The 11,908-nt window shown below is 45.3% G+C and carries 10 protein-coding genes, 1 tRNA gene and 2 pseudogenes; 6 read left to right on the forward strand and 7 right to left on the reverse strand.

The window, feature by feature from the left end; genetic code table 11:
• Positions 1-63 precede the first annotated feature (63 nt).
• Positions 64-267: a hypothetical protein gene (locus QUA56_RS35345; protein ID WP_333368348.1), complete on the forward strand. Its 204-nt coding sequence runs from the start codon at positions 64-66 to the stop codon at positions 265-267.
• A 16-nt stretch (positions 268-283) separates the two neighbouring features.
• Positions 284-1,687, forward strand: coding sequence for a hypothetical protein (locus QUA56_RS35350; RefSeq protein WP_333368351.1), 1,404 nt, complete (start codon positions 284-286; stop codon positions 1,685-1,687).
• Between the two features lie 172 nt (positions 1,688-1,859).
• On the opposite strand, the gene QUA56_RS35355 is transcribed toward QUA56_RS35350, so the two are convergent.
• The 3 genes and pseudogenes from QUA56_RS35355 to QUA56_RS35365 form a co-directional block, all read right to left on the reverse strand.
• Positions 1,860-2,294, reverse strand: a complete 435-nt coding sequence (locus QUA56_RS35355) for a CAAD domain-containing protein (RefSeq protein ID WP_333368372.1) — start codon at positions 2,292-2,294, stop codon at positions 1,860-1,862.
• A 408-nt stretch (positions 2,295-2,702) separates the two neighbouring features.
• Positions 2,703-4,142, reverse strand: a pseudogene (gene gltX / locus QUA56_RS35360) (glutamate--tRNA ligase); the annotation flags it as partial.
• Between the two features lie 19 nt (positions 4,143-4,161).
• Entirely contained in the window at positions 4,162-4,371 is a 210-nt protein-coding gene (locus QUA56_RS35365) for a hypothetical protein (protein ID WP_333368354.1), read from the reverse strand.
• A gap of 132 nt (positions 4,372-4,503) precedes the next feature.
• On the opposite strand from QUA56_RS35365, the pseudogene QUA56_RS35370 reads away from it, so the two are divergent.
• From QUA56_RS35370 to QUA56_RS35380, 3 genes and pseudogenes are all read left to right on the forward strand, one after another.
• A pseudogene (locus tag QUA56_RS35370) lies at positions 4,504-5,531 on the forward strand (IS701 family transposase).
• A 92-nt stretch (positions 5,532-5,623) separates the two neighbouring features.
• On the forward strand, positions 5,624-6,121 hold the full coding sequence (locus QUA56_RS35375) for a DUF393 domain-containing protein (protein WP_333368357.1): 498 nt from the start codon (positions 5,624-5,626) through the stop codon (positions 6,119-6,121).
• A gap of 99 nt (positions 6,122-6,220) precedes the next feature.
• Complete coding sequence (locus QUA56_RS35380) at positions 6,221-6,430, forward strand: hypothetical protein (RefSeq protein WP_333029326.1); 210 nt, start codon at positions 6,221-6,223, stop codon at positions 6,428-6,430.
• Positions 6,431-6,488: 58 nt separating this feature from the next.
• Here the strand turns inward: QUA56_RS35380 and QUA56_RS35385 are convergent, their stop codons facing one another.
• The 4 genes from QUA56_RS35385 to QUA56_RS35400 form a co-directional block, all read right to left on the reverse strand.
• Positions 6,489-7,151, reverse strand: coding sequence for a Uma2 family endonuclease (locus QUA56_RS35385; protein ID WP_333368360.1), 663 nt, complete (start codon positions 7,149-7,151; stop codon positions 6,489-6,491).
• 163 nt (positions 7,152-7,314) lie between these two features.
• Positions 7,315-7,388, reverse strand: a tRNA-Asp gene (locus tag QUA56_RS35390).
• A gap of 56 nt (positions 7,389-7,444) precedes the next feature.
• Complete coding sequence (locus QUA56_RS35395; protein WP_333368363.1) at positions 7,445-8,572, reverse strand: esterase-like activity of phytase family protein; 1,128 nt, start codon at positions 8,570-8,572, stop codon at positions 7,445-7,447.
• Between the two features lie 112 nt (positions 8,573-8,684).
• Positions 8,685-10,493 carry a TM0106 family RecB-like putative nuclease gene (locus tag QUA56_RS35400; RefSeq protein ID WP_333368366.1) on the reverse strand — a complete coding sequence of 603 codons (1,809 nt, stop codon included), beginning with the start codon at positions 10,491-10,493 and terminating at the stop codon, positions 8,685-8,687.
• Between the two features lie 160 nt (positions 10,494-10,653).
• Here QUA56_RS35400 and QUA56_RS35405 point away from each other — a divergent pair, with 160 nt between their 5' ends.
• The gene (locus tag QUA56_RS35405; protein WP_333368369.1) at positions 10,654-11,811 is read left to right on the forward strand and encodes an aminotransferase class V-fold PLP-dependent enzyme; all 1,158 of its coding nucleotides are present in this window, start codon (positions 10,654-10,656) and stop codon (positions 11,809-11,811) included.
• Positions 11,812-11,908 lie beyond the last annotated feature (97 nt).

An 11,908-nucleotide genomic window follows, 5' to 3' on the forward strand; every position in this document is an offset into this window, starting at 1 on the left:
CATCTTTATTTGGCAATTTTACTAGCTTTTTCATTTTAACCCTTTTTGGGCATACTCGCCAAAGTGAGATGCACCCAATCGAACAACGAAGTAGCTGACGCCCTTGGCGATTGGTGTGCAAACTATCCTAAAATAACAGATGAAATCAATAAAATTGAAAGAAAACTAGAACCGCAACCTACTAAAAAAGAAGCACAAGAACCAAAACTATCAAACCGCTATCCAGAGTTACCCGAAAACCTCAAAAAACGCCTTCCCAATTCATAGCCACCGCGCCAATAAGATGAGCGACAAAATTTCTGCCCCCAATGTCTATTTATACGCTTTCCAACTGTACAATGACCGTCAGGGCCGCCATAATCCTCTGTGGAAACACTGCGACAATATCCTCGCCAACTTCACCGATACACAGCTAACACCCCATCTAGTTTTCCCCCAAAATTCCCACAGCTACCGCGAAGATTTGCTGCCAAATGTCGCCCTGACATTCAACAGCAATCCGCCCGTAGAAGGTTTTGCCCAACCGCTACAAATTCAAGACAGCTATGCTTTCTGCTTAAATATAGGTTGCCCGGAAGACGGCACTGCTGATAATGTAGATGTCGATTTCATCCAGCAATTCAACCCAAATCAAGCCTTACTCATCAGTGGCGACGATAAATTTTTAGGTCAAACTCTCCTAATTACCGCATGGCTTCCCGAAAACTCTTCGGATAAGTTAGATTCCCTCAAACCCCTCGCCGATAAATGTCGCGATGCCTTATTTCACAGCGACTCGCCGCCTTTATTTTACCGTTCTGGTAAATTATTTGGCAGTCCGATTTTTGAATACGGTTTAATTAGCGATATTGCGAATTACCGCCACCTGCTTGTCTGGCTGCTTGCCGACAAACAAACCGACAAGGATTTTAACACTTGCCAGGAAGAAATACTCGACTTACTATTTCACCGCAACAAAATTATCAAAGCTTTTCAAGACAGCCGCCAGATTTACCGCGAACTCGATCGCGAATACCGCATTATTGAGAAAAATATGGAGATTTTGCAGGCTCAATTTTCCAGAGGAACTGTATTAACTTCCGCCCAATTGCAGGAATTTCAGGAACAGTTAAAGCAACTCTTCAGCAAGGCTGTAACTTATACTCGCCTGCTGCGGAAACTCGAAGATTATGACAATACAATTGCGCTAAATCTTAACAATTACACTGACATTTTGTCGAAAATTTGTGATATACTAGGAATCGATAAGGAAGAACTATCAATATTAAATAACTTCAGTAGAAAAAGTGCTCCATATATGCGATCGCAAATAGCAGGCGACTTAGGATATTTCCGACACGGAACAGGCTTAATCGAACAAGCGATCGCCTCAATTCGAGGGATAGTAGAAATAGAACAAGCAAGGAGCGATCGCGCCAATCAAATCGAACTCCGCAAGAGCGAGGTAGCAGAGAAAAACCGAGACGATCGACTAGAAAGCACTGTACAGGCGATCGGCGTCGGTTTAGCAGCCGGAGGAATTGCAGCATCAAGCGGCACAGACAAACTCTTCGAGACGCTGCAACAAAACCACGTCCCCGCACCATTAATTCTGTGGCATCCGTTTCTATTTTCCTTTCTTTTGAGTTGCGCGATCGCCTTTGGATCGGCTGCGATCGTCTGGTGGCGCACTCGACCAAAGAATTAGCCATTAAACCATGAGTCCGCGTAGGCAGACTTCGTTTGTGTTGCCGTAAACTCAGCGATTTCAATCGCCCATTGCCAAAATAATCGCCCTTTCCTACAAAAAAACCCGACACTGACAACTTATTTAAAATTGTCAATGTCGGGTAATAATTCAACAAATTACCAGCAAAAATTTAGGATTTTTTGCCGAGAATTTGTTCTTTCAAGGCTTGAATTTCTTGACCTAATTGTTGCCGGTTGGACGATCGCAGCAAATAGCGGTAGACAAACCACCCGGCGTATCCGATACCAATTAGCTCGAATGTGGGTGCTAGCAGGGGAATGTCGTTGAGTTCGTCTACTATTCCCAAAAGCACTTTCAAAGAGACAATCGAGGCTAAAATTAAACCTACAACTGTCAGGGGACTTTTGTACTGCTCGTAAAAGCTGCCGATGTAAGCGGGAAACTCGGACAAAATTGAGATAATTTGTTCTTTGATCTGCTCGGCCTGACTTGGCGGTTCTTCGGTAATTAAGACTTTTGTTGTACCGATCGAACTGTCTGCTTCATTTCCGGCAGGAATTTCGGTGATGATAACGGTTGTTTCTGGTTCGTTTGATGAAGTCATTTCTCCACTCGCAATAGTTTTTTGCTGGTTGGCGGCAGGTATTTCAACTGCTGCTGCGGCTGTTTCAACTGCCGAAATATCGACTGCTGAAACCTCGGTGCCGACTGTTTCCACAGGCGATTTTTCGACTGCTGCGACCTCCGTTCCGACTGTTTCGGCCGCCGGTATTTCGACTGCTGTTACGGACGCGGAGATTGCTTCTGGAGTCGGTATTTCGACTGCTGAAACCGAGGCTGCGACTGTTTCGGGAGCCGGTATTTCGACTGTTGTCACCTCGGCCGCTGCTGTTTCAACAGTCGGTGTTTCGACTGCTGGCTGTTCTGTAGCAGGAGTTTCGGCGACTGTTTCTGCCTTTGGTTGTTCTGGGGTAGGAGTTTCGGCCGCGACACCAACAGCCGGCAAATTCAAGTTGCTAATGGCATCAAGCAAGCGGGTTTTAGCCGTTCCTCGCTGGTGAAGGATTACCCAAGATTCTATCAGGTCGGGGCCGTGCATTGCACCTGTCAGAGCTGCTCTGAGCGATCGCATAATTAGCCCTTTGTTAAGATTTTTCTCTTTACTGAGCTTTTTAGTGATTTTCTGAGCTTCCGCTGATGTCAGGCTGGAATGACTTTCCATAGCTTCTACAACTGCTTGTAAAGCCTGTGCAGCCCCTCTTTGCTGCAACTGTGCGAGTGCTTCTTCTTCGTATTCCACCGTGGTGGAGAAGAACAACTTGCACATATCCACAGCATCGGTTAAGCGAACGAGACTCGGGCCGATTAAAGCAGCTATTTGTTCGAGCCAGGGGCGGTCTGCCTCGGCGTCAAACTCATAACCGGCTTTCTGCCAATAAGGTATCAGCAAATCAGTCAATTGCGGCACTGGCATTTTGTGCAGGTATTGACTGTTGAGCCAATTGAGTTTATCCCAATCAAATTTTGCACCGGCTTTGTTGACTCGATAGAATGTAAATAATTCTGCTGCTTCCGACAGTGTAAATATTTCCTGCTTTGAATCCGGCGGAGTCCAGCCCAGCAAAGTCATGTAATTAACTAGAGCTTCGGGGACGTAACCCATATCTTTGAAGTCAGAAATCGAGGTTACGCCGTCGCGTTTAGAAAGCTTTTGCCCTTGGGTGTTTAAAATCAGCGGCGTGTGGGCAAATTCTGGGATTGTCGCGCCCAAAGCTTCGTAGAGCAATATTTGTTTCGGAGTATTGCCGATGTGATCTTCGCCGCGGATGACGTGGGTGATGGCCATGTCGATGTCATCAACAACTACGGCGAGGTTGTAGAGTGGTTGGCCGATGACGCCACCGCTGGATGCCCTGGCAATTACCATGTCGCCGCCGAGGTCGCTACCTTTCCAGGTTACGGTGTCGCGCACCATGTCGTTCCAAGAAATTGTGCGATCGTCGTCGATGATAAACCGAATCACAGCTTGTCGCCCTTCGCCTTCAAAAGCTGCGCGCTGTTTGCTTGTCAGGTTGCGGTGGCGGTTGTCGTAGCGGGGGGCCTGTTTGTTGGCTTTTTGTGCTTCCCGCATTTCGTCGAGTTCTTCCGACGTGGTGTAGCAGCGGTAGGCGAGTCCATTGTCTAGAAGGGTTTGGACTGCTTTGCGGTATATTTCCAGACGCTGCGACTGAAAACTCGGGCCTTCATCCCACTCCATACCCAGCCAGGTGAGTCCTTCGAGGATGTTATCGGTGTATTCGCTCTTAGAACGTTCTACGTCTGTGTCTTCTACCCGCAGGATGAACTTACCGCCTTGGTTGCGGGCAAACAGCCAGTTAAATACGGCGGTTCTGGCGGTACCGATGTGCAGGTTTCCTGTGGGACTGGGGGCTAGACGGACTCTGACATTCATGTAGATTTTTGCTTTTAGATTAGGTGCGATTTGCTGGCTGGGGATTTGCTGTTCCTGTGACTACAAATTTTAATATAGTTTGTTGCCGGCTTAACAGTTGTGCTTGGCAGTTGCTTTGCCTCGAATTGCTCGATAATAGACGATCGGGCGATCGGGCTACAGTCTCCGGCAAGTCAGCAAACGGTATCTTGATGATACTAACATTGCGGGCGGCCCAGACTGGATTCACCTTTGGGACTATTTTCAAAGCACAAATAACTGTCGTAGGGCTACCAAATAATTCTTTAGGACTCACGCATTGACAAAATAACTAAACAGTGCATTGATAAATATGGATCGTCTACTTTCTAGGTATCGGACAATGAGAAAAATAACTAAACCCTCGACAGCACAATGTAATATAGACACTTACACCTCCTGCATTGATGTCAGAGCCAAAGTTGGGAGGGTGTAGCAGGTTATCAGAGATATTGGGAAATGTTTCACATGATAGTATCAATCGATTTTTGTTAAGAGAGAGATACGAACCCAAAGATTTATTCAACACAATAGAGAAAATAATAAATCTGCAAGGAGGGATACTGAGTGTAGACGATACAGTCATAGAAAAGATTTACAGTAACCCCAAAAATGCCGAATTAATCAGTTATTTTTGGTCAGGAAAAGCCCACAAAACTATTATTGGCTTAAATTTAATCACCCTATATTACAGCGATATTAATGGTAATTCAGTCCCAATAAATTACAGAATATATGACAAAAAGGAGGGAAAAACCAAAAACGATTACGAAGAGAGAAATGGTGAGCGAAATAATAAGCTGGGGAGTCAAGCCAAGAATAGTAACAGGAGATAGTTGGTATTCAGGAGTGTCAAACTTAAAATTTCTAAAAAACCAGAAATTGGGTTTTCTATTCGGAATTGAAAAAAATAGGACTGTCTCAAATGAGCCACATAATTATTGCCAGGTAAGCACTCTGGTCATTCCTGAATCAGGATTAAGAACTCCTGGGAAAGAATTTGGATTTGTAAAAATGTTTAGGAAAAGCTTTAAAAAAGAGGCCTCTAGACACTACATTTTGTATTTGCCAGATGAGTCAAAGATTCAGGAGATAACAAGAGATGAATTTCTCACAATTCATGATACTCATTGGGAAATTGAAACCTTTCATAGAGCCATCAAACAAGTATGTGGAATTTGTCGTTTCATGGTGAGAGACACCTCTGCAATCAAGACTCATATATTTTGTTCACTTCAAGCATTTGTAAAATTGGAGTTTATGCGGTCGGAAAAAATAATTAGTAACTGGTATGAAGTCCAAAGGAATCTATTCACTTCAGTTATACGTGAGCATATTTTGGCAAACCGATTCAGTGATGGCCTTGTCTAGAATACATAATAGATGATGTTTTTTGTCAATGCGTAAGTCCTATTCTTGTAAAATGTTTGTGTGCGATCGACGACATTCAAATATATTTCCCTATGTCTGCTGCTAAAACTGAGTTTTCCGAATCTGTTGCGCCCTCACCCGAGTTTGTTGCGCCTGCTTGGCAGATTGAGTTGCTGTACGACGGTGAATGTCCTTTGTGCGTGCGGGAGGTTAATTTCTTAAAAAAACGCGACGCGGGGCGAGGTTTAGTGTCGTTTGTGGATATCGCGGATGATGGCTACAACCCGGAGGCCCACGGCAGAATCGACTATGAAACGGCGATGGGCCGGATTCACGCGATATTACCCGACGGTACGACGGTTAAAAATGTGGAGGTTTTTCGCCGCACTTACGAGATTTTAGGTATGGGATGGGTTTATGCTGTGACTAAGTTACCGATTGTTGGGGCGATCGCGAATTGGCTGTACGGAATTTGGGCAGACTGGCGGCTGATGTTGACGGGCAGGCCGGATTTAGCAACAATTATGAGCGATCGAACTCAGCGGATCGAGTGCGAAAGTCAAGGCCGCTGCCAACCAAACTCGAAATGAGTAATATTGGGGAAATTCGATCGACCTATTAGAAGATGTCAGTAGAAACAGACTGCAACTAACATTAAAGATCGACTACTATTAAAAGCGGGAAACAAAATGCAAGATGCAGGCTATACAGTTTTCATTGGCTTCGGCGGTCTCTGGGTACTGATGGGAATTGTCGCTGTGATTGTCCTCTTCAAATCGGACGGTCAAAAAATTAAGTTTGGCAAATGGGGATTGTTAGTGGCTATTCCGATCCTCGTGCCCATCGTACTGGTTCTGACATATCAGATAGCCCGACCGTTTATTATCCAACACCTTTGAGCGCTGCTGGGAGTCGATCGTCCGTGGGAGAAAGGAATTAGTTAAATTAAGTTTAGTATTATTGCTGATTTTCGGGCGATCGCAACTGCTCGTTCGCCCATTGACGCAAAGACCGAATTATGGCATTGTCATCTTGAGTTTCTGCCATCTGCAAGAATTGATTGAGCATTGCTACAGAAAGGATGGGAAATGTCGGACTGCGATCGCAAGTAATATATTCCCGATTTTGCAATTGATAAATTTGTACAGTTTGTGCCCGATACCGCCAAACTTCAGGGATTTCTAGCTGTGTGTAAACTACAAATCGATTAGAAGAAGGACTGGTAATATCAACTTCAATTACCAAGTCTGGGGGAGGACCGGTTGAGATGTCAAGCCTTCTCCCTAGAATGCGATCGACATTTTGGATATAAAAACATGAATCTGGTTCTGCACCTTGTTCTAAATCTTCACGGTTGAGAGTCGTCGAACCAAATCCCTTAATCTTCAAGTCCAACTCCTCACTCAAAGCTGTAACTATCCGTTTGAGCAAACAGTTAATAGTTTCATGCAAGTCAGATGGCATGATAATTTCTAAGACTCCTTGAAAATATGAAAATCGCGAGGATCTCTTGTCTCCCGCTTCTGCTAATAAGCTTTCGTAAGTCTGCCAACTGATATTAGATAATACTACCCGTTGTGTAGTTTTTTCCGGTGAGGGGTTAATGGTTGTAACGGTCATCTTTTCCCGCTCCTTAATCATGTCTAGCTATGTAAATATCATAAGATTCGCAGTCAGGAATTTAGTCCTTTTTTATCCGCAGGAGCAATGAAGTCCTGACTACAAACGAACTCAATTTAGAAAGAGATTTATGAAAGGTTTAAACTTTCTATTTACGAGAGAACGGGACAGACGGGGCTCGAACCCGCAACTTCCGCCGTGACAGGGCGGTGCTCTAACCAATTGAACTACTGTCCCTCGTTTTGCCGTTTTTTCAGGCACAATTTCTATTATGCCTATAACTTCACCTTTTGTCAAGAGGTTTTTTGAACTTTTATTTGGAAGCCCAAAATCTGAGTCTCTTGCAGGGGACTGAAGTTGTTGTCGCTCACCAAAATTAGACTTCTGCTAGCATCCGCCAGGGCGGGGCCAAATGTCAACCCCTCAATGTTGTCTAGGGGAATTTTCAGGGTTTCCAAATCCAGCAGCAGCCGTTTTTGAGCGGGAGAAACCTCGCCCAGACGGCTTTGGAGGCTTTCGAGTGCTTCAATACGATCGCTCTTTTCCAAGGAAATCTCAAATAGTTTAACAGTAACTCCGGTTTCCAGGGAGAAAGCACGCTCTAAACTCAGCAAACGGTTATCGTCGATCGCCACCAAATCCACTAAACCGTTGCTAGTTAATTTTCCCACAGGATTCGCACCAGCGGGTAGCGGTTCGGTGATGTAGAGAAACGATGCTTCTGGATTGCCGCTCACCGCATCGTAGCGCAAAATCCGACACGGGCTCCCGGTTTCCAGGGAAGGTACAGCGCCATCTTGAACCAAGGCATTTTCGGTGGCGGTGAATAGGTATTTGCGATCGGGCGTTAAAGTTAAACTTTCAAATGATAGATTGTTGCGGATGCCTTTACTGCCTTTGTCGTCGGGCAAAAACAGTTCAGGAATTGCCAGCGTTTTCAGGAGTTTACCATCGAGGGAGAACTCTTTGATAAAAGGATTTATTTGGCGATCGACATCTCCCTCAGAAGAAACAAACACGCTGTTGCCAGTAAAAGCTATGGCTTCTGGATCTAAACTTAATTCAGGAAAACTTTTACCGTTTTCATCTAATAAAGTAGTGACACCAGTAAAAGTAATTTGCTCTTTTTCCAGTTTACCAGATTGCAAGTTGATTTTGAGAGTATAGAAGCGCGCCGGAGCTTTGCTGCTGCGGTCATCAGAAATGGCATAATAAACTTGTTTGTCGGCATCATAAGTAATGCCCGAAAGTCCGCCAATTTCCGTCCCTTGAAACGGAGAACCTGTAGGAAATATTGCTCTGCCGATAAAATCTATTTTGGTAACGGCGAAAGATTTGGCTGACTGGTTTACCCAAATAGCAACAGTTGCTGCCATCAAAAAACAAACAATAAATATAGTTGCTTTTGCTAGCTTTCGCATTTTACCAATAAATACATTATTACCTATCTTCCTCTTCCCTTTCTTCCTTCGCGCCCTACCCTTCGGGAACGGCTTCGCCGAACGCGCCTTCGCGGTTCGTTACATCTACAAATCACGGCTCATGATTCAGCAAAAAATTGGTCAACCAATCTTTAACTATGTATGTAGCGCGACAGTCGTCCTCATTGTAGCGGACGATCGCCTCCAAGAGCGATCGATCGCCGGTTTTGAGCCAATCGTCGTACCAGCAGACGCACTGAGCACCATTAGCCTTAGCATCTCGCCAGTCAAAACCCAGCCAGCGGGCAATTGGTTTGAGTGCGTAACTTTCTACCGGCATAATCGCTTTTTGCGTCACTTGTTTGTGAATATCTACAAACCGTTTCAGCACGGGTTTCCACAAGTATGCTGGAGTGTTGTAAAGTTTAGCCAGTCGCTTAAAAGTCTTGACTTCGTAGTCGCAAAAGTGGAAAATCGGAGCAATTGGATAAGCCCACATTAATTCTAAAAATTGCTGCCAGATTGCACCTTCCTCTGCTGCTGATTCTGCTAAAAAACCGTGGAATTTTTCCGTATTGTTGTACCTGTCAACAACTAAGACTCCGTGGAGGTAATCTAAGTTTAACTCGGGTTCCGCTTCAATATCAAAGTAGAGTTCGATTGGGGCGATCGGCAAAAAGACAGATTGGGAATACGGAATTGGTTTGCTGCGGAGAATGGGCGCAGGTATAGAAGATGTCGCAGGTTTATTTTCTCTAATTTTTACTTCCTCAACTGCGATGTCATTCAAGATATTGTCTACAATATCTGGTACGATTTCAGATGAGTTAAGTTCTTCTGAATTCTCACTTCTACCTTCTTCTCGATCGTTAATCCGTGTCTCCGTGTCAAAATCCGTGTCGTGCCTTCCTTCTTCCCTTCTTCCTTCTTCCTTCTTCCTTCTTCCTTCTTCCCGCAACAGCGGTTGATTTAGCAAGTGCGATCGAGCTTGCTGCACCACATCAAAAGCAACTCTGTCAGGGAATTCTGGATAATCAGCAAGCAGTTCGGAACTAGCATGAGCGAGAGCTTCTACATCAGTAATTTCGAGAGTTTTTAGTCTAGCATAGCGGCCGGCAGTAACTCCCGGCAATAATGAAAGATGTTTAATTGATTCGGCTTCGGCGTGGCAGATTGTATACCAACCGCAAAGATTGCACTTTTGCCGGGAAATGAACACCTCCGGTTTATCTCGATTTTCTATCATCTGAATGCAATCATCTAAAATCTCGAACATCTGAGGAGTTCGCTGGTCGAGATTAACCGCCCACAGCCCTTTTTTCCGCAGCATCAGCCACGCAGTCTCGGGCATTGTTCCCTGCACGGAAGCTAAAACTTGGGCGTGAAAAGCTGCGATAATTTGATAGTCTAGTTTTGGTCGCTTGCTAAGCCAAATATCCGCAGTAATATAACTCCAATCGCCAAATTTTGATTGTCCCGGCTGTTTGATTAATAAATGGGGGCGGCCGATCAGGGTAATGTTGGAAGAGGGAAGATTGGAGGATGAAATATCAACGGGAGTTTCGGGGATTTCGCCAAATTCTGGGAAATATTGACTGTCAATTCCTGCCAGAGAAGTTGTTGTGGCGTTGGTTTTGCCGAATTCGCCCCGGATCAGAACTCCTCGGTAAATGCGATCGACCCCTTGCTGCATTAAACTCAATGTAGCGGCCGCGCCAGCTTCCCAATTCCCTCTAGGATAATATGGTTGTTGGTAAGTCTCGTGTTCTAAAGCTTGCTGCTGGTATGTCGCGCTGTCGCGCATCAGTTTCAGCAAAAAGTCGCTGGGAGGATCTAGTTGTTTCCAGTCTCCGCAGGTGTCTAAAAATGCTCGGAGATTGCATCGCTGATAGGAAAGTAGCAGTTTGTCAGTTATTAACATTTAGTATTCGCAAGGCATAGAATAATTAGAAGGAAAGCATGACACAGATTTTGACACGGATACGCGGATTGATTATTTAGCTTGAGGCAAAAGTCACAGGATAGAAAGTTCACACCATCAGTTATTCAATATTAACGCTATCAATAATTCCCCAAAAAAAATGACAAAGGACAATCACCGGCAACAATTCCCAGCTTTGGCCAATAAAGCTTATTTTAACTACGGCGGACAAGGGCCGCTGCCTGAGCCTGCTTTAGAGGCGATTTATGGTGCTTACAAACGGGTGCAGCTTGGGGGGCCGTTTTCGGGGGAGGTGGGGGCTTGGGTGGCTCAGGAGGCGATGCTGACGCGACGTGCGATCGCATCTGAGTTGACCGTACCTCCTGAAACGATCGCCCTAACTGAAGATGTCACCGTCGGCTGCAATATTGCGCTGTGGGGCATTGACTGGAAAGCGGGCGACCATTTGCTGCTTTCTGATTGCGAACACCCCGGCATTGTAGCTAGTGTAATGGAACTTCAGCGCCGTTTCAACATTGAGGTTTCGGTTTGTCCGTTGGCGGCAACTTTGAATGAAGGCGATCCGGTGGCGGTGATTGCTGATAGTTTGCAGCCAAATACTCGCTTGTTGGTAATCAGTCATATTTTGTGGAATACCGGCCAAGTTTTGCCTCTGGCTGAGATTGTAAAAGTATGTCATAAAACAGGAGTGAAAGTGTTAGTTGACGCGGCTCAATCGGTGGGGGTTTTACCTTTAAATTTGATTGAATCGGGGGTTGAATTTTATGCTTTTACGGGTCACAAATGGTGGTGCGGCCCGGAAGGTTTGGGCGGGCTTTATGTGAGTGCTGAAGCTTTGGCAGATTTGCATCCGGTGTTTATCGGTTGGCGGGGAATTGTGACGGATGCTAATGCTAAAGTCCTTGGGTGGAAGTCGGGATCGCAGCGCTACGAAATTGCGACTTCGGCTTATCCTTTGTATGCGGGTTTGCGAAGTGCGATCGCCCTGCAATACGAATGGGGTACGATCGAGGAAAGGTATGCAGAAATCTGCCGTTTGAGTAAGTATCTCTGGCAGGGTTTGTCGGAACTTCCCGATGTGGAATGTTTGCGGACATCTGCGCCGGAAGCGGGTTTAGTTTCGTTTCGATTAACTAACGGGATGCCGCACAAAAAGCTTGTCGATTTGTTGGAGAAACAGGGAATTATGGTGCGGACTATTCTTTCTCCTGACTGCGTGCGGGCTTGTGTTCACTATTTTACCACTGAGGCCGAGATTGATAAGTTGGTTGGGGCGATCGCAACTCAAGTAGTATAGGCCGGCGAGTTTATTTATAGTAGACCTCTCCAAGAATTGCGAAATCTTTTGTCAGAGCGGATGAGAGCAGTTTTTCATTACTTTTTAATGGCCAGCT

Origin of the sequence: Microcoleus sp. N3A4 (assembly GCF_036701805.1) — a bacterium.
Classification (GTDB): domain Bacteria; phylum Cyanobacteriota; class Cyanobacteriia; order Cyanobacteriales; family Microcoleaceae; genus Microcoleus.

Coding starts and splice junctions, on each gene's coding strand:
- QUA56_RS35350 (WP_333368351.1), top strand. CDS start 284: ATGAGCGACAAAATTTCTGCCCCCAATGTCTATTTATACGCTTTCCAA.
- QUA56_RS35380 (WP_333029326.1), top strand. CDS start 6,221: ATGCAAGATGCAGGCTATACAGTTTTCATTGGCTTCGGCGGTCTCTGG.
- QUA56_RS35375 (WP_333368357.1), top strand. CDS start 5,624: ATGTCTGCTGCTAAAACTGAGTTTTCCGAATCTGTTGCGCCCTCACCC.
- QUA56_RS35395 (WP_333368363.1), bottom strand. CDS start 8,572: ATGCGAAAGCTAGCAAAAGCAACTATATTTATTGTTTGTTTTTTGATG.
- QUA56_RS35355 (WP_333368372.1), bottom strand. CDS start 2,294: ATGACTTCATCAAACGAACCAGAAACAACCGTTATCATCACCGAAATT.
- QUA56_RS35400 (WP_333368366.1), bottom strand. CDS start 10,493: ATGTTAATAACTGACAAACTGCTACTTTCCTATCAGCGATGCAATCTC.
- QUA56_RS35405 (WP_333368369.1), top strand. CDS start 10,654: ATGACAAAGGACAATCACCGGCAACAATTCCCAGCTTTGGCCAATAAA.
- QUA56_RS35385 (WP_333368360.1), bottom strand. CDS start 7,151: ATGACCGTTACAACCATTAACCCCTCACCGGAAAAAACTACACAACGG.